At 43.5% G+C, this 22,208-nt stretch carries 20 protein-coding genes; 11 read left to right on the top strand and 9 right to left on the bottom strand.

Annotated elements, in window-relative coordinates:
• Nucleotides 1-8 precede the first annotated feature (8 nt).
• The 5 genes from D2U88_RS15805 to aroC are packed head-to-tail and all read right to left on the bottom strand — an operon-like array spanning nucleotide 9 to nucleotide 5,478.
• Nucleotides 9-1,181: a flavohemoglobin expression-modulating QEGLA motif protein gene (locus tag D2U88_RS15805; protein WP_119641495.1), complete on the bottom strand. Its 1,173-nt coding sequence runs from the start codon at nucleotides 1,179-1,181 to the stop codon at nucleotides 9-11.
• Nucleotides 1,178-2,005 (bottom strand): N-formylglutamate amidohydrolase, encoded by an 828-nt coding sequence (locus tag D2U88_RS15800; RefSeq protein WP_119641494.1) that lies wholly within the window; start codon nucleotides 2,003-2,005, stop codon nucleotides 1,178-1,180. The genes D2U88_RS15805 and D2U88_RS15800 overlap by 4 nt, the downstream gene beginning before the upstream one ends.
• Nucleotides 1,998-3,029 (bottom strand): glutathione synthase, encoded by a 1,032-nt coding sequence (gene gshB, locus D2U88_RS15795; RefSeq protein WP_119641493.1) that lies wholly within the window; start codon nucleotides 3,027-3,029, stop codon nucleotides 1,998-2,000. Before gshB ends, D2U88_RS15800 begins: the two co-directional genes overlap by 8 nt.
• Before the next feature lie 13 nt (nucleotides 3,030-3,042).
• Nucleotides 3,043-4,356 carry a dicarboxylate/amino acid:cation symporter gene (locus tag D2U88_RS15790; protein WP_119641492.1) on the bottom strand — a complete coding sequence of 438 codons (1,314 nt, stop codon included), beginning with the start codon at nucleotides 4,354-4,356 and terminating at the stop codon, nucleotides 3,043-3,045.
• 57 nt (nucleotides 4,357-4,413) lie between these two features.
• A complete protein-coding gene (gene aroC, locus D2U88_RS15785; RefSeq protein WP_119641491.1) occupies nucleotides 4,414-5,478 on the bottom strand; it encodes a chorismate synthase in 1,065 nt (354 codons plus the stop codon).
• Nucleotides 5,479-5,674: 196 nt separating this feature from the next.
• Here aroC and D2U88_RS15780 point away from each other — a divergent pair, with 196 nt between their 5' ends.
• Nucleotides 5,675-6,592 carry a UDP-2,3-diacylglucosamine diphosphatase gene (locus D2U88_RS15780; protein ID WP_119641490.1) on the top strand — a complete coding sequence of 306 codons (918 nt, stop codon included), beginning with the start codon at nucleotides 5,675-5,677 and terminating at the stop codon, nucleotides 6,590-6,592.
• Here the strand turns inward: D2U88_RS15780 and D2U88_RS15775 are convergent.
• Nucleotides 6,563-9,478 (bottom strand): FAD-binding and (Fe-S)-binding domain-containing protein, encoded by a 2,916-nt coding sequence (locus tag D2U88_RS15775; protein ID WP_119641489.1) that lies wholly within the window; start codon nucleotides 9,476-9,478, stop codon nucleotides 6,563-6,565. The genes D2U88_RS15780 and D2U88_RS15775 overlap by 30 nt on opposite strands.
• Nucleotides 9,479-9,567: 89 nt before the next feature.
• On the opposite strand from D2U88_RS15775, the gene D2U88_RS15770 reads away from it, so the two are divergent.
• Both D2U88_RS15770 and D2U88_RS15765 read left to right on the top strand, forming a co-directional pair.
• A complete protein-coding gene (locus tag D2U88_RS15770; RefSeq protein ID WP_119641488.1) occupies nucleotides 9,568-10,065 on the top strand; it encodes a hypothetical protein in 498 nt (165 codons plus the stop codon).
• A 97-nt stretch (nucleotides 10,066-10,162) separates the two neighbouring features.
• Nucleotides 10,163-11,278, top strand: coding sequence for a TlpA disulfide reductase family protein (locus D2U88_RS15765; RefSeq protein WP_119641487.1), 1,116 nt, complete (start codon nucleotides 10,163-10,165; stop codon nucleotides 11,276-11,278).
• Nucleotides 11,279-11,331: 53 nt separating this feature from the next.
• Here D2U88_RS15765 and D2U88_RS15760 read toward each other — a convergent pair whose 3' ends face one another.
• Entirely contained in the window at nucleotides 11,332-11,982 is a 651-nt protein-coding gene (locus tag D2U88_RS15760) for a rhomboid family intramembrane serine protease (RefSeq protein WP_119641486.1), read from the bottom strand.
• Between the two features lie 50 nt (nucleotides 11,983-12,032).
• Between D2U88_RS15760 and D2U88_RS15755 the strand changes: the two genes are divergently transcribed.
• Both D2U88_RS15755 and D2U88_RS15750 read left to right on the top strand, forming a co-directional pair.
• A complete protein-coding gene (locus D2U88_RS15755; protein WP_119641485.1) occupies nucleotides 12,033-12,950 on the top strand; it encodes a lysophospholipid acyltransferase family protein in 918 nt (305 codons plus the stop codon).
• A gap of 77 nt (nucleotides 12,951-13,027) precedes the next feature.
• Complete coding sequence (locus D2U88_RS15750) at nucleotides 13,028-13,558, top strand: YybH family protein (protein ID WP_119641484.1); 531 nt, start codon at nucleotides 13,028-13,030, stop codon at nucleotides 13,556-13,558.
• Here D2U88_RS15750 and glmM read toward each other — a convergent pair.
• Entirely contained in the window at nucleotides 13,555-14,946 is a 1,392-nt protein-coding gene (gene glmM / locus D2U88_RS15745) for a phosphoglucosamine mutase (RefSeq protein ID WP_119641483.1), read from the bottom strand. The genes D2U88_RS15750 and glmM overlap by 4 nt on opposite strands.
• A 91-nt stretch (nucleotides 14,947-15,037) precedes the next feature.
• On the opposite strand from glmM, the gene D2U88_RS15740 reads away from it, so the two are divergent.
• The 3 genes from D2U88_RS15740 to D2U88_RS15730 are packed head-to-tail and all read left to right on the top strand — an operon-like array spanning nucleotide 15,038 to nucleotide 18,229.
• On the top strand, nucleotides 15,038-15,631 hold the full coding sequence (locus D2U88_RS15740; protein WP_119641482.1) for an acyl carrier protein phosphodiesterase: 594 nt from the start codon (nucleotides 15,038-15,040) through the stop codon (nucleotides 15,629-15,631).
• Complete coding sequence (gene ggt / locus D2U88_RS15735; protein WP_119641481.1) at nucleotides 15,619-17,301, top strand: gamma-glutamyltransferase; 1,683 nt, start codon at nucleotides 15,619-15,621, stop codon at nucleotides 17,299-17,301. The genes D2U88_RS15740 and ggt overlap by 13 nt, the downstream gene beginning before the upstream one ends.
• Before the next feature lie 10 nt (nucleotides 17,302-17,311).
• Nucleotides 17,312-18,229 carry an ATP-grasp domain-containing protein gene (locus D2U88_RS15730; protein WP_119641480.1) on the top strand — a complete coding sequence of 306 codons (918 nt, stop codon included), beginning with the start codon at nucleotides 17,312-17,314 and terminating at the stop codon, nucleotides 18,227-18,229.
• Nucleotides 18,230-18,238: 9 nt separating this feature from the next.
• Here the strand turns inward: D2U88_RS15730 and D2U88_RS15725 are convergent, their stop codons facing one another.
• Nucleotides 18,239-18,991 carry an XRE family transcriptional regulator gene (locus D2U88_RS15725; protein ID WP_119641479.1) on the bottom strand — a complete coding sequence of 251 codons (753 nt, stop codon included), beginning with the start codon at nucleotides 18,989-18,991 and terminating at the stop codon, nucleotides 18,239-18,241.
• A gap of 100 nt (nucleotides 18,992-19,091) precedes the next feature.
• Here D2U88_RS15725 and D2U88_RS15720 point away from each other — a divergent pair, with 100 nt between their 5' ends.
• The 3 genes from D2U88_RS15720 to tcmP all read left to right on the top strand — a co-directional run bounded on the left by D2U88_RS15720 (nucleotide 19,092) and on the right by tcmP (nucleotide 22,205).
• On the top strand, nucleotides 19,092-20,354 hold the full coding sequence (locus D2U88_RS15720; protein WP_119641478.1) for a putative DNA modification/repair radical SAM protein: 1,263 nt from the start codon (nucleotides 19,092-19,094) through the stop codon (nucleotides 20,352-20,354).
• Between the two features lie 119 nt (nucleotides 20,355-20,473).
• Nucleotides 20,474-21,250 (top strand): TIGR03915 family putative DNA repair protein, encoded by a 777-nt coding sequence (locus D2U88_RS15715; RefSeq protein WP_119641477.1) that lies wholly within the window; start codon nucleotides 20,474-20,476, stop codon nucleotides 21,248-21,250.
• A gap of 109 nt (nucleotides 21,251-21,359) precedes the next feature.
• A complete protein-coding gene (gene tcmP / locus D2U88_RS15710; RefSeq protein WP_119641476.1) occupies nucleotides 21,360-22,205 on the top strand; it encodes a three-Cys-motif partner protein TcmP in 846 nt (281 codons plus the stop codon).
• Nucleotides 22,206-22,208: the final 3 nt, after the last annotated feature.

The raw sequence follows: 22,208 nt of genomic DNA, 5'->3' as shown, positions 1-22,208 counted from the left end.
GCCCTTTCTCATTTTAAATTGTTCAGGATAAAATCCAAGGTCTTGTTGGTGTTCAATTTGGTGTTGAACGAGTAGCTTTGATGGGTAATGGGTTGTGCCAATCCCATACCTCTGAGGTATTTGATGGTTTCCTCATGATCCAAGGACACTTTTCCGGTAAGCATGTTGTCCATGCTCTCCTCTTTTTGATAGCGCTTATAAATCTTGCGCAATCCGCTCAAATACAATCGGTCCTTAGTGAAACCACCTCCCCGGTGTGCCCTGAGCGTTATGGTGAACGCCTCATCCCGGTTCAGCTTGTACTGCCCATGGATCAGATCAAAGGTATCGGCAAAAGAATAGCCTTTGATCAAACTGTCCGCTGCCAAAACACGATAGGCCAGTTCCTTCAAACGCTTTAACGTAAGGGCTCCACCCATATATTCACTGAACACGGCCAAACCTTCCTGTGTCTCCACATTTTTGGGCAGTCCGTTGGAAAAAATCTTCAAAGGTTGCAACAAACCGTTATAAGTGGTCACCAAGTGCACCCCGATCTCATGGTTGGCAAGCGTCAACAACTGGTTCTTACTGAACTTGTTGTTCTTTTTGATCAACAGGGATTGGGAGCTGTTACTCACCATGGCCTCTGCTGCGATGTGTGTGGAAAACTTAATGTTCAACGGAAAATCGTACTGTTTTACAAAGTCCACAAAATAGGCCTGTGCCTCTTCTGCAGTAAACACTTTTTCCATATCCGAAGCCACGGGTTCGTCCGCAAAATGAAGAATGAACCGTGCGTTCTGAACATCCTTTTCCGTAGGGGTCCCATATACTCGAAGGGAATTGTAATAAAAGTTCTTACCCTTGCCGATGGTCTCGATACACTGCACCATGTTGGAATAGTAATAGATGACCTCTTGGTACAGTTTTCGGATGCGTTCATCATCAATGCGTTCCAACCGTTGCGAAAAGAACAACCGATGTAACTTGTAAGGATCAAACTTTAGCTTGGGATATTTAAACTCAGGCTCCGCAGTATATTTTGAAGCAAAGAAACGATGCTTCTCCTTTTCAATATTGATGGGGTTGATGTAACTCAACAATTCAATCTTACTGACCAACCGGTCTAGATTGGCATCAATTTCGAACAAATCGGCATATTCCTTGGCCAATTCCTGTTTTTCCTTTTCCCCGATCATACATTTTCTATTTCGAATGCACGTACCATTTTTGGAACCATGATCTTAAACTGCTCCTCTACCGAACGCACCACTTCCGGAAAGATGATGCCTGTATGCTCATCGCAGTAAACCTTGGAAATTTCCGTCGCCAAAACTAAGGTATTATCGAAATTCCTGGTGATATATTTTAAAAAATATCCATTGCCCTGAAAGGTATCATTGATCTTGGCCGTAGTCTGCATCTCAATGGGCAAAACCATGTTCTCCAATCTTTCCCGCCACTGCTCTACCAATGCTCCAAATCGGTTATTATTGATGTTGATGGTACCCAAATTCCAAACGGGCACTTCCCTATCCCATCGTTTCCAATTATAACTGTGCATATCAAAAACCAAGATCTTTGGGTATTTGGATTCCAATTTTTCGATCAAGACCTTCACCACTCTATAAAAATTAAGGTGTTTGTTCAGACTGATCTGTTTTTCCTTTTCCAGTAGCGGTTCTTTCCAAAGCTCCTTGCCCCATGCATCTTTGTAAACGGCCGTTTCTGGTGGGCGGTTAAGATCATACTCGAACCGGCTATCACAACCTGCAATGACAATGGGATGGGATTGCACCATGGCCTTGGTACATGGGTCCTCCTCATACCAACGTTCGTATTGGGTATGGGTACAATTGTCCCAAAGGGATTTTCGAAACTGGTGACCATCGTGAACGGCACCGCACACATAGGGAACGTAATCCTCAACTTTGAGGGTAAAGGAATAATCTTCGGCTACCGCTTCAAAACTTTCCTCATTTTGGATCTTTAGGAGTATTTCGTCTATGGAACATCTATGCATTTTCTACTTCGTTACGCAATCTTGACCTGCGGTCAAATGCCTTTAACTTGTCCAACACCTTACTTTCGATAAAATCGATGACCTTAGTCTGAATCTTGGTCTTGTACACTTTGTTCATATAGGTAATGCCACCCGGAGACATCACATTCACTTCTACCAACTTGCCGCCGATTACGTCTATACCCACAAAATAGAGACCATCCTTTACCAGTTTAGGTCCAATCTGCTTGCACAGGGCCTTTTCCTGTTTTGTCATGGTATGTTTGGCCACAGAGCCTCCAGCCGAAACATTAGATCGGTGGTCATCGTTTCCAGGGATGCGCCGCATGGCGCCAATAGGTTCACCATTCAATATCAAAATACGCACATCGCCTTGATCCGCACCTTCAATGTATTCTTGAAGTATGACGTAGTTGGAAGTTCCATCTGAGTTGGTTACATAAAAGTCCAACAACGAATTGATGTTGGACATGGCCGTCTTCTCGATCAAGATGACACCTGAACCACCGTACCCGTTCAAAGGCTTCAAGATCATCTTATCTGCAGGAGAATTCCTGATCTGTTGGATCAAATATTTCTTATTCTTGGACACATGGGTGGCCGGAATAATATTGCTATGGGAATCCCCAAAAGCGGCCGTATATAATTTGTTATTTGCTTCGCGAAGTCCTTGGAGCGAATTGACAATGAACACATCATCTTTTACGGAATCCAAAAAATTGAGCATCAACGGGTCCAACGGAGGATTGGCACGCATAAAGATGACATCAAAGCCAGCCAAAGGAAGCATTTCTTCACGGGTTGTGGCCTGTTTGTAAAAGGTCTTTTGACTGCTGGACACTTTATCCATCCGATTAATCACAGTACAAAAGGCACTGGTAACACTGTTTCTTATCGTTAGATTGGCCGGGGTACAAAGGGCCACCCCATGGTTTCTTTTCACACATTCATGAATCAAAGCCAAAGAAGTATCATTCTCCGGATTGATCTCATCCCATGGGTACATTAAAAAACAGATGTTCATGATGCTCTTGTTTTTAGCTCGGTTCGTTCTTATGGTAATTGTCGTCCCAGTGTTTCACCTTGGGTTCTCCCAATTTTCCTACGGATTTGGCCACTACCATGGAGACCGTGGCATCTCCCGTAACGTTCACGACCGTACGGCACATATCCAAAGGCCTGTCCACAGCAAAAATAAGGGCCAATCCAGCTTCTGGAATCCCCGCTTGTGCCAAAACGATCACCAACATAACCATTCCGGCACCTGGTACCGCGGCACTACCTATGGAGGCCAAAGTGGCCGTCACAATAATCCCCAACTGGGCGGATAGACTCAAATCCATACCAAATGCCTGCGCAATAAAGACCGCTGCAACCGCTTGGTACAAACTGGTTCCATCCATATTAATTGTGGCACCAATCGGAAGCACAAAACTGGTCACTTCTTCCTCTACTCCCAAATGCTCTTCTACCCTTTCCATGGTCACGGGCAGTGTCGCTGCACTGGAACTGGTCGAGAAAGCCAGTAATTGGGCCGGCGACATGCCTTTTAAGAAAAATGATGGGGTTTTCTTGGTAAAGATCCAAACAATCAAAAGGTATATACCGATCATCAGTACCAAACCAAGGACCACACAGAAAGCATACCAAGCCAAAGCCTTGAAAAGGTCCATACTTGGTGATTCGACCACCAAAGCAGCCAACAAAGCAAAAACGCCATAGGGTGCGGCCAACATAATAATATCGATGAGCTTTAGTATCACTTCATTGAACCCATCAAAGAATTTTTTGACCGGTGTGGCCTGTTCTTCAGGTATCAAAATAAGTCCGATGCCAAAAAATATGGCGAAGAAAATCACTTGGAGCATGTTGCCGTTATCGCTCGCCGCCTTGAAAATATTGCTGGGAACCAAATCCTCCAATGCCTGTAACGGTCCGGCTTCTTTTTGTTTATCTGCTTTGGATTTGATGGAATCCGCATCGCCCTTGTAATTTTCCACCAATTCGTTTCGGGTATCCTCAGTGATGGAGTTCCCTGGCTTCACAACGTTCACCACCATCAAACCAATGGATACGGCAATTACCGTGGTAATGATATAAATACCTATGGTCCTACCCCCCATTTTGGATAGCTTAGAAATGTCCTTTAAATCTGAAACCCCTTTGATAAGGGACGCCAAAATCAAGGGAACGGCAATAAGTTTTAGAGAATTGATGAAAATGTTTCCAAAAGGTTTGATCCAATCGGCCACCAATTTGGGGCCCCATTCAAATTGAACCATTAATAGCGCAAACAATACACCCATGACCATACCAATAAGGATACGCCAGTGCAATTCCAATTTCTTCATAAGATGGTTTTAATGGCAGTAAGATACTTTTTTGCTTGGAAACCACCTAACGCCCTCTTAGATTTTATTGGTGCGCGCCAAAAGGGTAAAGTCCGCCAAGACCAGTGCTGCCATGGCCTCCACGATGGGGACAGCTCTCGGCACCACACAGGGATCATGTCTTCCCTTACCTTGGGTGGTCACTTTTTCACCTTCCTTGTTGATGGTGTCATATGCCTGCAAAACGGTGGCCACAGGTTTGAAGGCCACATTGAAGTAGATGTCCATGCCGTTGCTGATTCCTCCCTGAACTCCCCCACTTCGGTTGGTCTGGGTGGTGCCATCGGAATTGTAGGCATCGTTGTGTTGACTACCCTTCATGGCCACCCCGGCAAAGCCACTGCCATATTCAAAACCTTTTACAGCATTGATGGACAACATGGCCTCGCCCAAACGGGCATGGAGCTTATCAAAAACCGGTTCTCCTAGACCGATTGGTACATTTTGGATCACACAGGTGACCACCCCACCAATGGTATCCCCTTCTTTTTTAATGGCCTTGATGTAGTCTTCCATCTTTTGGGCCATTTCGGTATCCGGGCAACGGACCGCATTGGACTCGATATTGGAGAAATCGAGCTCTTGATAGGGTTTATCCAATTTGAGTTCCCCTACTTGGGAAACAAAGGCGTTGATCTTCACATTACCCAAAAACTGTTTGGCAATGGCACCCGCCACTACCCTACTTGCCGTTTCACGGGCAGAACTACGCCCGCCTCCGCGATAATCCCGAAACCCATACTTTTGATCATACACATAATCGGCATGGGATGGCCGATACGAGTCCTTGATATGCGAGTAATCGTGTGATTTCTGATTGGTATTATGAATGGCAAAACCAATCGGTGTTCCTGTAGTTTTACCTTCAAACAGTCCCGAGTAAAATTCCACGGTATCCGGTTCCTTGCGTTGGGTAACAATGGCAGACTGTCCCGGTTTTCTTCGGTCCAAATCCTTTTGGATCAGTTCAAGGTCCAGTTCCAATCCGGCAGGACAACCATCGATGACGCCCCCTAGGGCTTTCCCGTGCGATTCACCAAAGGTGGTGAGCCTAAAAAGCTGTCCAAAAGAATTTCCTGCCATTCGGTATAAAAATAAAAGATACCCCCAAAGGTAGATGTTATAAATCGAATTGAAAAACCCCTCACCCACTTAATGTTATTGTAACATATTGAGATTGCGGATGATGATTATTTAACAATAATGTCATGTATTAATGATTTGAAATTGATTTTCAATTTATTCCTACCAGTTTATTTTGCAATTAAACCCTATACGATTGAAAAAAAGGAAGATAGAATTGGCGGTAATTTCCGATGTCCACCTTGGGACTTACGGTTGTCACGCCGACGAACTGATTGCCTATCTGAATAGCATACAGCCCAAAAAGCTGATTTTAAATGGGGATATCATTGATATTTGGCAATTCAGCAAACGGTATTTCCCTCCATCCCACTTGAAGGTGTTGCGCAAGATCATTGGCATGGCCTCCAAAGGTACCGAAGTCTACTATATCACTGGAAATCACGACGAAATGCTCCGTAAGTTCAGTGATACTTCAATGGGTAATTTCAAGATCATGAACAAGTTGGTGTTGAACCTGGATGGCAAAAAAGCCTGGATCTTTCATGGTGATGTGTTCGATGTTTCCATCCAAAATGCCAAATGGTTGGCCAAACTTGGTGGATACGGATATGACCTGCTCATCGTAATCAACAGTTTTGTAAACTGGTGTTTGGTGAAAATGGGCCGAGAAAAATATTCCTTATCCAAGCGCATTAAGAACAGTGTGAAAAGTGCGGTGAAGTACATCAACAACTTTGAAAAAACCGCAGCCGAACTGGCTATAGAAAATGAATACGACTACGTGATCTGTGGACACATACACCAACCCAAAAAAGAAGTGTATGAGAGCAAGAACGGTAGTTGCATCTATCTAAATTCCGGGGACTGGGTAGAAAACCTCACTGCCTTGGAATATTCCTTTAAACGCTGGAAAATATACCACTACAACCATGACAGGCTTTCTCCCTTCTTTGTGGACGAAGACCTGAAGGAAATGGACATGAACGAACTCATTGCCTCCATTACCGACAAAGATGTGGAAATCGAGGACATGACCGAAGACTTGTTCAATGAGGAAGATGAAAAGGTAAACCCCAAAAGTCTAGATGACCAAGGCCTTTCTCAGGATTGAGACCGGATGTTGGGCTTCCCTTTTGGTGCCATCCTTAATCTGATGTCTACAACTGGTTCCATTGGCCGCAATGATCACTTCTTGCCCACTCTTGTTGATGGCCGGAAACAATTTTAGATTCCCCACTTTCATACTGGTTTCATAATGTTCCTTTTCGTACCCGAATGAGCCCGCCATTCCGCAACAACCTGATGCAATGATGGAAACTTTGTAGTTTTTGGGCAGATTCAATACATCAAAGGTCACTTTTTGGTTGCTCAACGCCTTTTGATGGCAGTGATTATGTATTTTGATGGTTCGTTCTTCATCCGTAAAACTATCTGAAGTAATGTGCCCGGAAGCAATCTCGGAAGCCAAAAACTCTTCAATCAGGAAAGATTTGCCCGTCAGCTTGTCCAACTGTTCCTTATCATCATGCAAACGTTGGTATTCATCCCTAAAGGAAAGGATGGCGGAAGGCTCCAGTCCCACAATCACCACATCATCATCAAGAAATGGCTTTAGTTTTTCCATATTCTTGGATACCAATTTCTTTGCTTGTTTCAGAAAGCCTTTGGATAAATAGGTCCTTCCACTTTCCGCATAAAAAAGTTGTACATCATACCCCAACCTACAGAGCAATTCTATGGCATCCTTGCCCACTTCTATATCCAGGTATTTGACGAACTCGTCCAAGTAGAGCACCACCCTTTTTTTGGAAAGGTCTGTCCGTTTAGCACGATACTCTTGTAAATGCTTTTCAAAATTGAAACGGTGCACACGGGGTAAATGGCGCTCCGGAGCCACTCCTGAAGCCTTTTTTAGAAGTCCACCAAAGGATTTTGATTCATAAATGGCGTTGGTGAGCGAAGAAAACTTACTGCCCAAGGCATTCAACTGGGTATTGTAGGCGAACAATTTGCTGCGCAATGGATATCCGTTCGCTTCTTGATAATGATATAGAAACTCTGCTTTCAACGTAGCGATGTCCACATTGCTGGGACATTCACTGGCGCAGGCCTTACAGCTCAGACACAGGTCGAAAGCATCCTTCACCTCACTATGGTCAAACCGATTGGTTTTTTCTGAATTCGTTAAAAACTCACGCAATGTATTGGCCCTTCCCCTAGTAGTATCCTTTTCATTTTTGGTGGCCTGATAACTCGGACACATGCCCCCGCTCATGTTATGGCTTTTTCGGCAATCTCCGCTTCCATTGCACTTTTCGGTCGCTCTCAAAATTCCTTCACTATCCGAAAAGTCCATTAAGGTCTTGATCTTCGGTTCCTCTCGGTCGATTTCATACCTCAGGGACTCGTCCATGGGGAAAGCGTCCACAATTTTACCCGGATTGAAAATCAGGTTCGGGTCGAAAAGGGATTTCACCCGTTTCAACAATTCGTAATTGCTGTCCCCAATCATCAAGGGAATAAATTCGGCCCTCACGATACCATCACCATGCTCCCCACTGAAACTACCATGGTATTTTTTGGTCAATTTGGCCACATCCGTGGTAATGGAACGGAACAATGCCACATCCTCGGACTTTTTCAGGTTGAGAATGGGCCTTAAATGCAACTCTCCGGCTCCTGCGTGGGCGTAGTACACGGCATCCTGCTCATATTCCTTCATGATCTGGGAGAACTCTCCGATAAAATCCTTCAAATCTTCCAGGGCCACTGCGGTATCTTCGATACAGGCCACGGCCTTCCGGTCCCCGACCATATTGCCGAGTAGACCCAATCCTGCTTTTCGCAACTCCACGGCCTTGTTGATATCGTCTCCATATAAAACCGGACTGGCATAGCTCAAACCAGAACGTTCAATGGTCTCTAGCAATCCTTTCAGTTGTATTTGCAGGTCATCTTCGGAATGTGCCTTTACTTCAAGCATCAAAATTCCCGCGGGATCCCCTTCCACAAAAAAACGGTTGACCAGCTGTGCCCTGTTGTTTTTGGTGCAATCCAAGATTACCTTGTCCATCATCTCGCAAGTATGCAGACTGTGCCGCATCACAGGAGCCACATCGCTCAAACAGTCCTCCAACGTTTTGTAGTGGGTGGCCACCATGGCAGAAAACGCAGGGGGCAAATCATCCAATTGTAGGGTGATTTCTGTAGTAAAGGCCAAGGTGCCCTCACTGCCCGATAATAATTTACACAGGTTAAAATCGGCCTCGTAATCCCCGAACAAGTTGTTATTGAGCAGCTCGTCTACCGCATAACCCGTGTTTCTTCTGTGAATACTAGGTTTTGGAAACTCTTTTCGAATGGTTTCCTGGGTCTCCGGATTGGAAAGCTCTTCAAAGAGTGTAGTGTATATTTTAGCTTCAAGTGAATCTCCTTGTTTCTTTTGTTCAAATTCTTCCTTGGAAATGGATGTAAAGAAAGCTTCATTTCCATCTGCCAAAATACAGTTCATGGAAACCACCTTGTCCCTCGTAACCCCATATTGTATGGAAGTGGTTCCCGAGGAATTGTTTCCGACCATCCCTCCGATCATACATCTATTCGAGGTAGAAGTGTTAGGTCCAAAAAATAAACCGAAAGGTTTTAAATATAGATTCAGCTCATCACGCACCACACCCGGCTGCACCGTGATTTGCTTTTTATCCTTGTCCAGACTTAGAATATTGGTAAACTCCCGGCTCACATCCACTACCAGTCCATCCCCAACGCATTGTCCTGCCAAGGAAGTTCCCGCTGTCCTTGGAATAAGCCCTACTTTATTTTCGTTGGCAAAGTGGATCAGTTTCTTGATGTCTTCTTTATTCTTGGGATAGCATACCCCCAACGGTAATTTGCGATATACCGATGCATCGGTGGCGTACAGTGCCCTGCTCAGATCATCCACCAGCAGCTCGCCCGCAAGACTTTCCGCTAGGTGGTTTAACAAATTTTTATTCAATTTGGAATACTTTTTGGGAACTAAAATGGTTTTTGAAACGTAAATCTATGACAAAACTATCTCTAATTTTTAACTTAAAAGAGAAACACATGAAGATTACCACATTATTTGCAGCGCTTTTTTTGTTTGTAACAGCAAGCCTGAGTGCACAGGAAATTTCAGAACATGCCCTTGGTCTCCGATTGGGAGACAGTGATGGCTTTGGAGCAGAGATTTCATACCAAAAATCCATAGGGAGTTCCAATCGTGCCGAGTTTGATCTCGGCTGGCGCGATAGCCGCGATTTTGATGCCTTCAAATTGACCGGTGTGTACCAATGGGTGCGTCCTTTGGACGGAAACTTTAACTGGTACTACGGCGTAGGTGGTGGATTGGGAAGTGTTGATTTCGATTACCCAGAACCCGTAAACGATGACAATGATGGTCTATTCGTGTTCGCGGCAGGCGATATCGGTGTGGAATACAACTTTGATATCCCCTTGTTGATATCGTTGGATTTTAGACCGGAAATAGGTCTGATAGGCTATGACGGTTTCGATAATGATTTTGATTTTGACATTGCCCTGGGCATCAGATACCAATTCTAAATAAAGATCTAAAAGATGGTAACCCTTGGTCCTTAGTAGGCCAAGGGTTTTTTTATGCCATAAGGAATGAATACCTTAGCACCTTAAATAATGTGAAATGAAAAAAATCTTTGCCATAGTACTTGGCGTTTTAGTATTGGCATCATGTAGTTCAAAATCTGATGGATATACGGTCAGTGGAACCATATCCGGTGAACCGGATAATGGGCTTAAAGTCTTCCTGAAGACCACAGATTCCCTTAATCAATTGATCGATGTGGACACCACCACCGTTGAAAATGGAGTCTTCGCATTTGCAGGCACCCAGTCAGAACCCAAATTGCATTACATTTTTGTAGATCAGGTTCGCGGTAATGTCCCTGTAGTTTTGGAAAACGGGGATATTGAAGTGGAATTCCAAAAAGATAGTATCGGCTTTGCCAAAATAAAGGGAACCGAACAAAATGACATGTTCATGGATTTCTTGACGGAATCCAGAAAATTGTCCGAAAGGGCCATGTCCATGCAAAATGATATGCGCACGGCTGCCCAACAGCAGGATACGGCCACCGTTACTGCACTTCGTGAAGAGTTCATTGAGTTTCAGGAAGAAGCCAAAAACTTCAATGTAAATTACGCAAAGAACAACCCAAACGCTTTGATTTCCGTATTGATCGTAGGGAATCTTTTGACAACCAAGGCGCTTCCTGTGAATGAGGTAAAAGAAATATTCGAAAACCTTACGCCGGAAATAAAGGCCACCGAGCCTGGAAAAAAGATTCAAGAGCAGTTGGATAAAATGAAATCCACCGAAGTAGGTGATGTAGCCCCTGATTTTTCCGCCCCAACTCCTAATGGTGATCTTTTGGCCTTAAGCGACGTTACGGGCAAATCCAAATTGACCTTGGTCGATTTTTGGGCCGCTTGGTGTCAACCTTGCCGTAAAGAGAACCCTAATATTGTCTCTGTTTACAACAAATACCATGATAAAGGTTTCAATGTCATAGGAGTTTCTTTGGACACCCAAGCCGAGGCTTGGAAAGATGCCATCGAATCTGACGGGTTGGCCTGGAACCATATTTCTAACTTACAGAGGTTCAACGACCCGATTGCCCAAATGTATAATATCAACGCTATACCGGCCGCTTTTTTGTTGGATGAAAAAGGCGTTATCGTAGCTCGTGACCTTAGAGGACCTGAACTTGAAGAAAAAGTAGCCCAGATGCTCAACTAAGCACAGAAAACATATTTTACAAAAAAGCTCGGGCAAGTCCCGAGCTTTTTCATTTATATCTTACCCAATTTTTCGAGCACGAACAAAATGATGATGGGTATCGCCAATAATACCACAATCAATGTATCTGTCACTAATAATTCCGGTTTGAACAGCAATGTAGTGGCGAATCCGCCAATGGCGCCGCCAAAGTGGGCCGTGTGACCAATATTTCCCAATCGGCTTTTCATTCCGTAAATGGAATAGAGCAAATACGCAATTCCCAAAACATAGGCCGGTAAGGGAATCGGAATGAACATGATTCCCAATTGCATATCCGGGTTCAGCAAAATAGCGGCATATAAAATTCCCGTAACGGCACCACTGGCCCCCACGGCACTGTAATAGGGTTCGTCCTTATGGAAGAAAAGGGCTAAAAGGCTACCCCCTATCAAGCTCACGAAATAGATGATCAGGAATTTTACTGGACCAAACCAACTGATGACCACATCGGCAAAAAAGTATAGGGTGAACATATTAAAAAACAGGTGGGAAATGTCCACGTGCAAAAATCCCGAAGTGACCATGCGTTCCTTTTGCCCGGCTTGTATTCCATTGATGAGGAACTTGTATCTGTCAAAAAATCCCGAATCACTGAATCCTCTGAGGGATACGAGTACGTTGGCTGCCATGATGGCGATAGTGGCTATGTGCAAATTGACCATTGCGTAAGTTTGGTTTCAAATATAGCTATATTTGCACACAAGAAAAGTGCATGCAACTGCTAGTTTATATCCTTGCTTATCCCCTGCTCTGGTTGGTGTCCCGACTTCCGTTCAAAGTCATCTATTTTTTGTCGGACGGCATCTATGTATTGTTGTACCGTGTGGTGGGGTATCGTAAAAAAGTGGTTCGCAATAACTTGGCCCTTGTTTTTCCGAATAAATCAGAAGAAGAAAGACTTATCATTGAGAAAAAATTCTATCGCCATATGTGCGATATGTTCATGGAAATGATCAAGACCATGGGTATTTCTGAAAAAGAATTGCAAAAAAGGTTCACCTTTACCAATCTTGAAGTTTTACATCAACTGGAAGCACAGAACAAAAGTATTATGCTCATGTTTCCACACTATGCCAGTTGGGAATGGGCCATAGCCTTGGACAGGCATATTCAATCTAAAGGATATGGCATCTATCAAAAAATCGGGAACAAATACTTCGACAAATTGATTCGGGACATCCGACAAAAGTATGGTACCACGTTGATCACCACCAAGGAAACTCGTGAACTGGTGGCCAAAAACAAAAAGGACGACATCTTAAGTATGTACGGTATCTTGAGTGACCAGTCTCCCATGGTTAAAAAAGCATTGTTGTGGACGCCGTTCATGGGCATCAATGTGCCTGCACACACGGGAGCCGAAATGCTCTGTAGAAAATTGGACCTTCCTGCAGTATACCTGAAGGTATCGAAGTTGAAAAGGGGGCATTACCAAGGTACTTTTTCTGTTTTGACAGAACATCCTAAGGAATTGGAGGAATTTGACCTTACCAAGGCCTTCCTGAAAAAAGTAGAAGAATCCATCCAAGAAGCACCAGAGTATTATTTCTGGACACACAAACGCTGGAAACATAAGGACAAAGCCCCAAGAGTATTCAATAATGATATGATCGAGCGATTGGCGGATTGATCTCCCAATTCTTTCCTAAACAAAATGGTTCGTTCCAAAGACTTTTATAATATTGATGCTTATCAATCCATGAAGTCATGAAACACTCCTTAGTATTGCTGTTTTTCTTTTGTCTTAGTATTTGCCTTGCACAAGAAAGTCCCATAAAAGTCTCGGATGATGTTTTGGAATCCATCAAAAATGATGTTTGGGTCCCGTTCATGGAGGCATATGATCAACTGGATTCCCAAAAAATTAAGTCCATTCACACCAAGGATATTGTTCGGCATATCGTTAATCAAAATAAGATTGAAACAGGGGGGGATTACCTTGAAAATTTTGGTGGTTTTTTAGCATCTGTAAAAGATCAGGGCAATAAATTGGGAATCGTCTTTGCTATTCTGAACACGGCCATCAACGAAACGGAAGATGTTGCCATCCAATCAGGTTATTACCAGTTGAGTTCCCAAAATGAAGGCGACACATCACTCATCATACGGGGATATGGACATTTTAATGTTGGCTTACGAAAAGAAAACGGCACGTGGAAAATCTGGATGGATTCCGATAAACACACCGACATTTCCGAAAATGATTTCAACAAGTGCGAAATTATTTATAAGCTTTAACTCAATCCCGCTACTTCCTTGATTTCCAAAATAATCCTATCCGCAAGGGCATCGGCTTCCTTTTGGGATTTTGCTTCAGTGTAAATGCGGATAATGGGTTCCGTATTGGATTTTCTCAAATGCACCCAATTTTCAGGAAAGTCGATTTTTACCCCATCAATGGTTGAAACTTCCTCATCCTTATATTTATGGTGCATGGCTTCTAGCAAGGCATCCACATTCAATTCGGGGGTGAGTTCAATTTTCTTTTTACTCATGAAATAGCTTGGATAGCTAGCCCGTAGTTCCGCAACGGTTCCTCCCCTTTCTGCCATCAACATCAAAAACAAGGCAGTGCCCACCAAAGCATCCCTACCATAATGGCTTTCAGGATAAATGATTCCACCATTGCCCTCGCCACCGATGATGGCATTGTTGGCCTTCATTTTGGTCACCACATTGACTTCTCCCACAGCTGCGGCTTCATACGTTCCGCTATGTTTTTGGGTAATATCCCTCAAGGCCCTTGATGATGATAAATTGGAAACGGTATTTCCTTTGGTCTTGCCCAAAACATAATCGGCACAGGCCACCAACGTATATTCCTCCCCGAACATTTCCCCATCATTACTGATAAAAGCCAATCGGTCTACATCGGGATCGACGACGATTCCAAAATCGGCCTCTTCCTCTACCACTTTTTTACAGATATCCCCCAAATGTTCTTTCAACGGTTCTGGGTTATGTGGAAAATGTCCATTGGGTTCACAATACAATTTCACCACTTCCACACCCAATTCTTGAAGCAATTTCGGGATGGCAATGCCCCCCGTAGAATTCACTCCGTCCACAACTACCTTAAAACCAGCTTTTTTGATGGTTTCAGCATCTACCAAGGGTAACTCCAATACTTCATCAATATGGATATCAATATAAGAGTCATTCTTGATAATTTCTCCCAAATCATCCACTTCGGCAAACTCAAAATCCTCTTTTTCAGCCAATTCCAAAATTTTGGCACCTTGTTCGGCATCCAAGAACTCGCCGCGCTCGTTCAACAGCTTCAGGGCGTTCCATTGTTTGGGGTTATGACTGGCCGTTAAAATGATACCCCCATCCGCTTTTTCCAAAGGAACGGCAATTTCAACGGTCGGGGTGGTGGACAATCCCAAATCAATGACATCGATACCCAATCCAACTAAGGTAGAAACCACCAAATTTTGGATCATTTCACCCGAAAGTCGGGCATCCCGTCCAATGACGACCGTCAATTTCTCTTTTTTGGAATAATCCTTCAACCAAGAGCCATAAGCGGCTGCAAACTTAACGGCATCCAACGGTGTCAGGTTGTCATTGGTCTTACCTCCTATGGTTCCTCGTATTCCAGAAATTGATTTGATCAGTGTCATAATTGTTAAAAAAGTTTGTGCAAATATAAATGGCTATGCCGTAACCCATGTTTTGAATTTGTAAATTTCGACATAAAAGTTTTTTGCCCCGATGAATTTCTTGGCCCACATCTATTTGTCTTTCGATGACAAGGAAATTACCTTGGGCAATTTTTTTGCCGACCATATCCGAGGCAACAAGTACAAACATTTCCCGGAGAAAATCCAGAAAGGTATTTTGCTCCACCGTGAAATAGACACCTTTACCGATGCGCATCCCATTGCCAGACAGAGCAGTAAGCGACTTCATAAAAACTATAGCCACTACAGCCGGGTGATCGTGGATATTTTCTACGACCACTTTCTGGCCAAGAATTGGACCGACTATTCCGAGGTTCCCTTGGACGAGTATGTAGAAAACTTTTATGACCTTTTGGAGGACAATTACGAAGTGCTACCCTTGGCCACCAAGCGGATGATGCCTTATATGATTACTGATAATTGGTTGCTCAACTATGCCAATTTAACGGGTATTGACCGAGTACTGAATGGCATGAACCGCCGTACCCAGAACAAATCCAAGATGAATTTTGCCATTTTGGACCTTGAAGAGCATTACGCTGATTTTGAAAACGAATTCACCGCTTTTTTTGAAGAATTGATTACCTTTTCCCGACAAAAATTTATTTCCTTATGCGAAGACTGATACTCCTGCTTCCCCTTATCTTTTTCATCAACTGCAAACAACAACCTGCCACCCCCACAGGACTAGTCGCCGAAAAGGCGATGGTGGTCTCGGCCCGTGAAGAAGCCTCCAAGATTGGGGTGGAGATCATGGAAAAGGGAGGGAATGTTTTTGATGCCATGGTGGCCACTGAACTGGCCTTGGCCGTTGCCTATCCCTTCGCGGGGAATCTGGGTGGCGGTGGATTCATGGTCTATCGCAAAAACAATGGCGAAGTTGGAGGTATCGATTATCGTGAAAAAGCTCCTCTTGCGGCCCATAAGGATATGTACTTAGACTCTCTCGGCAATGTAATCCTCGGGATGAGCACTACTGGCGGCACCTCCGCGGGAGTACCCGGAACGGTTGCCGGTGTGATGGCTGTACACAAAAAATTTGGCACACTTCCATTATCCGAAATCATGAAACCTATCATCGCCTTGGCCAAACGTGGCGTTGTGGTCACCGAAAAACAGGCCAAGCGACTGGAAGGTTATCGGGAAAGTTTTGTTAAAGCAAACAACGACAGCACCAAATTTGCTGGACCCTTCAAGGCGGGTGATACCATTAAATATCCTGAGCTTGCCAAAACTTTGGAAGTCATCATGGAAAAAGGCCGTGATGGATTTTACAAAGGTGAAGTGGCCCAAAAATTGGCCGCCTTCGTACAGGAAAAAGGAGGGTTCATCACCGAGGAAGACCTTGCAAAATATGAGGCCAAATGGAGGGATCCCATTGAATTTGACTACAAGGACATTCACGTAATTTCCATGAGTCCTCCCAGTAGTGGTGGCGTCACCATCAACCAGATTTTCAAGATGATGGAGCCTTACAAAGTATCCAAATTTGGACATAATTCGGCCAAGACCATTCAATTGTTCACGGAAGCCTCCCGTCGTGCCTATGCCGACCGGAATTACTTTTTGGGAGACCCCGACTTTGTCGACATTCCCTACGATATGCTTCTAAGCGATGATTATTTAAAGGAACGGATGGCCAATTTCTCTTTTGATAAAGCCACGCTGTCTTCAGAGGTAAGTCATGGAGAAGTGGAAATCATCGAAAGTTCCGAAACCACCCACTACTCCATTGTGGACAGTGAAGGCAACGCCATCTCGGCCACCACCACACTCAATGGCGGTTATGGTTCCAAGTTGTACTGTGATGAGCTCGGCTTCTTTTTGAACAACGAAATGGACGATTTTAGCTCAAAACCAGGAGTGCCCAACATGTTTGGATTGATTGGTGCCGAGGCCAACAGCATCGCTCCCGAAAAGCGGATGTTGAGCAGCATGACCCCCACAATTGTGGAAAAAGATGGCAAACTGTACATGGTTGTCGGGACCCCTGGTGGTTCCACGATCATTACCGCAGTGGCCCAGACCATCCTCAATGTGTACGAATTCAATTTGAGCATGCAAGAGGCGGTCAATGCGCCCAGGTTCCATCACCAATGGTTGCCGGACATGATCATTTTTGAGCCAGAAGGTTTTTCCGAGGAATTGATCAACGAGTTAAAATCCAAGGGATACATCATCAACGAGGAACGTACTCCCATCATCGGAAAAGTGGATGCCATCCGAGTGCTGCCTGGTGGAAAACTGGAAGGTGGGGCAGACAAGCGAGGTGATGACAAAGCGGTTGGATTTTAGTTTCTATTAGATGCAGTTTGATGTTGTTGTGCTGACGGATCGCAGGTATGTGGCCCCAGAAAAACGTACACCTTATGTGGAAAACCTACTCCTCGAAGACCGATTAGTGCTGGAAGCCTTGCAAGAACAGGGATTGAAAGTAATTCGAAAATCTTGGGACGATGTGAATTTTGACTGGTCCAGCACCAAATTGGCCTTGTTCCGAACTACATGGGATTATTTTGATCGATATGAAGAATTTTCAAAGTGGTTCCAATCCGCAAGTCAAAAGACCCAATTCGTCAATTCTAAAAAATTGATTGATTGGAACATTGACAAGCATTACCTGAAAGATCTTTCCGATGCAGGCGTGACCATTCCCAAGACCTTTTTTGTGGAAAAAGGTACACAAGCAACTTTAAAAGAGGCTTTTACGGAAGCTATTGACCGTTTTGGATTTAGTAAAGATACTTTCGTTGTAAAACCTTGTGTTTCAGGCGCAGCCCGACACACCTACAAAATCAAAAAGGAAGATATTTCCAATCACGAAGCAGTCTTTCAACAATTGATTTCCGAAGAGGCCATGATGTTGCAAGAGTTTCAGGATAACATTGTTTCCGAAGGGGAAATTTCGATGATGTTGTTCAATGGGGAATTTACCCATGCCGTGCTTAAAATTGCCAAACCAGGGGATTTTCGGGTGCAGGATGATTTTGGGGGCAGTGTACATGAATACCACCCTTCAGAAGATCAGATTGCGTTTGCCCAAAAAGTGGTGAATGCCGCTCCGGAAATTCCGGTGTATGCTAGAGTGGATCTTTTTAAGGATAATAACGGGAATTGGGCCTTGGCGGAATTGGAAATCTTTGAACCTGAACTCTGGTTTCGGCGCAATCCGGAAGCGGCCAATACCTTGGCCAAGGCCATCAAAACTCGATTCTTCGGGTAATAAAGGAGTTTATTTGGCAATCTGTCGTTTGAGTTCCTCCATAGATTGTTGCAACTGCTTTAACAAACCGGTTTCAGTGGTCGCATCAATATTGAAAGTGAGTTTGCTGCTCACTTCCCAGATTTCCTGAATTTGGAAAGGTTTGATTTCGTAAGGCGGATAAATCTCATTCAAGGATACCAACGTAATGTTGTTGGAGTTGGGTTTTCTTTCGATTTTTTTCACCATAACGGAATCTTGGAGAACCACCACATACATTTTGTTGGGACTTACATGATCAATATGCTCAATGGCACGGGCCAACACCCAATCATTGGGCCTTAAATTAGGCAACATACTATCCCCCTCCACTTGAAATCCCCGATACGTTGCGTTACGGAATTCTGGAATGGGCAAATCAAAAGCAGGAAGTTGTCGGTACCAACTGGTATCGGAAATGTTTTGGGGATAGCCCGCGGCAGCCTTGGCATTCACGAGGACCATGTTGTCATTATCGGAATTGTCAATGGTCACCACTTTAGGGATTACACTGGTCTTGGACGTATCCAAATGTTTTTGGTCGCTTTCCCCGAACAACCACAACGGATTGATCTTGAATTGTTTTAAAAGTTCGGAGACCACTTTTCCGGAAAGTTTGGTCCTACCCCGTTCAATATCGGCGGTGGTATTCTTCACACCCAACAAGTCGGCAAATTCCGTTTGGGTATAGCCCAACTCACGTCGGATATCTGTAAAGCGTTTTAGTGTCAGTTCATTTTCCACAACCCAAATATATACAATTTGGATTATTTCCAAAACTTTTTATGGATTATTTCCATTTATTGGATTATTTCCATATTTTTGATTGGAATATTTCCAAGTTATGGACTTTGATAGAGTACGAGAAAAATTGAACATACTGGCCGATGCCGCCAAATATGATGTTTCCTGCGCCAGTAGTGGAAGCGACCGAACCAACAAAACAAAGGGGTTGGGTAATGCTTCCAAAATGGGCATTTGCCATAGCTACACCGAGGATGGACGTTGTATTTCCCTGTTGAAAATCCTGTTGACCAACCATTGCATTTATGACTGTGCGTATTGTGTTACCCGCAAGAGCAATGATATCCAAAGGGCCGCCTTTAAGATTCAGGAAGTGGTGGATTTGACCATCAACTTCTATCGCAGAAATTATATTGAAGGTTTGTTTTTGAGTTCCGGCATTTTTAAAAATGCGGATTACACCATGGAGCGCTTGGTGGCCGTAGCCAAGAAGTTGCGTGAAGAGGAAAATTTCAATGGGTACATTCATTTAAAATCCATTCCAGGGGCGAGTGATGAACTCATGTACGAAGCCGGATTATACGCAGACCGACTTTCGGTGAACATTGAGGTACCCACCATATCTGGATTGAAACTATTGGCCCCCGACAAAAAGCACGAAGATTTTACCAAACCCATGCTGAAGGTGAAAAATGAAATTGTTCGGTATCAAGCGGAACGAAAAATCATCAAGAGCACGCCAAAATATGCCCCGGCCGGACAAAGCACGCAAATGATCGTGGGGGCTTCTGGGGAAACGGACAAGGATATCATGTACTCAGCCACCTATTACTACAAAACCTATCAAATGAAACGGGTATATTATTCCGGTTATGTGCCCATTGCGGATGATGCGCGGTTGCCAGCCATTGGCTCGCAGGTGCCCATGTTGCGGGAAAACCGATTGTACCAGACCGATTGGTTGTTGCGCTTTTATGGTTTTGCCGTAAACGAAATCTTGAACCATGAGCATCCCAACCTGGACATGGAGGTGGACCCCAAACTTTCATGGGCATTGCGCAACCTACACCATTTTCCGGTGGATGTGAACACAGCAGACAAACGCCTCTTGGCCCGTATTCCGGGAATAGGAATGCAATCCGTTCAAAAAATCATGGACGCCCGAAAATTTAGAAGATTGAACTGGGACCATCTCAAGAAAATCGGGGTGGCCCTCAACCGTGCCCAATATTTTATGGTGTGCGATTCCCGTCATTGGGAGCGTCGCGACCTGGATGCGGAGAAAATCAAGGGGATGATCTTGCAGACTTCGTCCGGCCAGTTTCGGAACCAATACAGTACGCAATTATCATTGTTCAATTGACAGTGCTCAATGAACAATTAGCAATGAACAACTGTGTCATTTCGAACGAATGTGAGAAATCTAGATTTCTCAGTCGCGAACTCCTTCGAAATGACATCAAAAACTAAAACACAAGCGTTATGAATGCTTCAACGACCTTAATTTACGACAGCAGCTTCAACGGTTTTCTCACGGCCGTATTTGTTGCTTTTGATGAAAAGATTTCTGTGGCCGACATCCAAAAGAATGGCCGTTGCCAAAATGGGCTTTTTTCTGAAACGGAGACCATTTTTACCCATGTGGAAAAGGCCAAACGCGTTTGGAATGGCATCCGAAACAAGAGCCACAACGCCATTTCCAATGTGTACTTTGCTTTTTTGAGCGAGACCGAAGGTGTGGAAATGCTGCTTTTTGATTACATCCAAAAATTGATGCGGACCCAAAACGGCAAGTATCTGGATTATTCGGATAGTACCGTTTTGCACATCAGTCAATTGGCTCGAAAGGTGGGGCGTGAAAAACACCGTATGGAAGCTTTTGTGCGGTTTCAGTTGACCAAGGACAACATCTATTTTGCCAACATTGAACCTGATTTTGACGTGCTGCCCCTTATTTCCAAGCATTTTCGGGATCGCTACGCAGACCAGCAATGGCTGATTTATGATGTAAAGCGCAAATATGGCATCTATTACAATCTGGATCATGTGGAAATGGTGTCCCTCAACCTAAAGGACATCCACCACAACAAGATCCATAAAAGCGATGCCTTTGTCAATGGGGAATACGAATACCAGACCTTGTGGAACGATTATTTTAAAAGTACGGGCATTCTATCCCGGATCAACCCCAAATTGCATACGCAACATGTACCCAAACGCTATTGGAAGTATTTGAGTGAGAAAAAGGAGGCGGTTTAGAAATTCCATATGCATTAAAAAACACAAATCATTCTTTGTAGGAAAAAAGGCATTTTTATTATTATTGTAATGAGCATTCCCCAAATAACACTACAACAACCATTTAATTATGAATGAATTTGGGGGTAATTGGACTGATGCAAAAATTGAAATATTGGTTGAGTATGCAAAAGCATACTTAACTATAATGAATAAATATGCTGATAGATTTGGCTGGAATCTTCTCTATTTTGATGGTTTTGCGGGAAGTGGATCCATAACAAAAGGAAATGATGAGAATAAAAAAGTAATTCTTGGCGCTGCAAAGCGTATTTTAGAAATAGATGAACCTCGTTCCTTTGATGAATACTACTTCGTGGAAAAGGACACCCATAATGCCCAAGAATTAAAAAGTTCAATCTCTTCAACAAATAAAAAAGTTTATGTTGTTAATGAAGATTGTAATGCTAAAATCCATTCCATGGGTCAGTTTTTAAAATCTTCGAAAGGAAAGAATCGTAAAGTTTTGGCCTATATTGATCCATGTGGCATGCAATTAAATTGGAATTCTCTTACTTCTTTAAAAGAATCAAATGTGGATGCATGGATATTGGTTCCGACCGGAATGGGTGTTAATAGGCTGCTAAAAAAAGATGGTAAAATTTCTGAGGCCTGGATTGAAAAACTGGAAACTTTTCTTGGTATGAGTAGGACAGATATTTTGAGTAATTTCTATAATCAAAGTGAAGTGATTACCCTATTTGGTGAAGAAAAAGTTACAACGAAAACAGAAAAGGCAGTTGAGAAATCAGCGGAAATATATAAGAATAGGTTAAATGAGTTATTTAAACATGTAACCGAACCATATATGTTGAAGAATAGTTCGAATTCCATAATGTTTCATTTCTTTATGGTTTCAAACAATAGAAACGCAGTGAAAATTGCAAATCAAATAATAAATAAGTACAATAATTAATAT

It is taken from the genome of Flagellimonas aequoris, from assembly GCF_003584165.1.
In the GTDB taxonomy this organism is placed as follows: domain Bacteria; phylum Bacteroidota; class Bacteroidia; order Flavobacteriales; family Flavobacteriaceae; genus Flagellimonas; species Flagellimonas aequoris.
Note: the sequence above shows the minus strand (reverse complement) of the source record. Positions and strands in the feature narration are given on the sequence as shown.

Excerpts from the sequence above, each read along its gene's own strand:
- D2U88_RS15805 (WP_119641495.1), bottom strand. The coding sequence starts at position 1,181 with ATGATCGGGGAAAAGGAAAAACAGGAATTGGCCAAGGAATATGCCGAT.
- D2U88_RS15800 (WP_119641494.1), bottom strand. The coding sequence starts at position 2,005 with ATGCATAGATGTTCCATAGACGAAATACTCCTAAAGATCCAAAATGAG.
- gshB (WP_119641493.1), bottom strand. The coding sequence starts at position 3,029 with ATGAACATCTGTTTTTTAATGTACCCATGGGATGAGATCAATCCGGAG.
- D2U88_RS15790 (WP_119641492.1), bottom strand. The coding sequence starts at position 4,356 with ATGAAGAAATTGGAATTGCACTGGCGTATCCTTATTGGTATGGTCATG.
- aroC (WP_119641491.1), bottom strand. The coding sequence starts at position 5,478 with ATGGCAGGAAATTCTTTTGGACAGCTTTTTAGGCTCACCACCTTTGGT.
- D2U88_RS15770 (WP_119641488.1), top strand. The coding sequence starts at position 9,568 with ATGAAGATTACCACATTATTTGCAGCGCTTTTTTTGTTTGTAACAGCA.
- D2U88_RS15765 (WP_119641487.1), top strand. The coding sequence starts at position 10,163 with ATGAAAAAAATCTTTGCCATAGTACTTGGCGTTTTAGTATTGGCATCA.
- D2U88_RS15760 (WP_119641486.1), bottom strand. The coding sequence starts at position 11,982 with ATGGTCAATTTGCACATAGCCACTATCGCCATCATGGCAGCCAACGTA.
- D2U88_RS15755 (WP_119641485.1), top strand. The coding sequence starts at position 12,033 with ATGCAACTGCTAGTTTATATCCTTGCTTATCCCCTGCTCTGGTTGGTG.
- D2U88_RS15750 (WP_119641484.1), top strand. The coding sequence starts at position 13,028 with ATGAAACACTCCTTAGTATTGCTGTTTTTCTTTTGTCTTAGTATTTGC.
- glmM (WP_119641483.1), bottom strand. The coding sequence starts at position 14,946 with ATGACACTGATCAAATCAATTTCTGGAATACGAGGAACCATAGGAGGT.
- D2U88_RS15740 (WP_119641482.1), top strand. The coding sequence starts at position 15,038 with ATGAATTTCTTGGCCCACATCTATTTGTCTTTCGATGACAAGGAAATT.
- ggt (WP_119641481.1), top strand. The coding sequence starts at position 15,619 with ATGCGAAGACTGATACTCCTGCTTCCCCTTATCTTTTTCATCAACTGC.
- D2U88_RS15730 (WP_119641480.1), top strand. The coding sequence starts at position 17,312 with ATGCAGTTTGATGTTGTTGTGCTGACGGATCGCAGGTATGTGGCCCCA.
- D2U88_RS15720 (WP_119641478.1), top strand. The coding sequence starts at position 19,092 with ATGGACTTTGATAGAGTACGAGAAAAATTGAACATACTGGCCGATGCC.
- D2U88_RS15715 (WP_119641477.1), top strand. The coding sequence starts at position 20,474 with ATGAATGCTTCAACGACCTTAATTTACGACAGCAGCTTCAACGGTTTT.
- tcmP (WP_119641476.1), top strand. The coding sequence starts at position 21,360 with ATGAATGAATTTGGGGGTAATTGGACTGATGCAAAAATTGAAATATTG.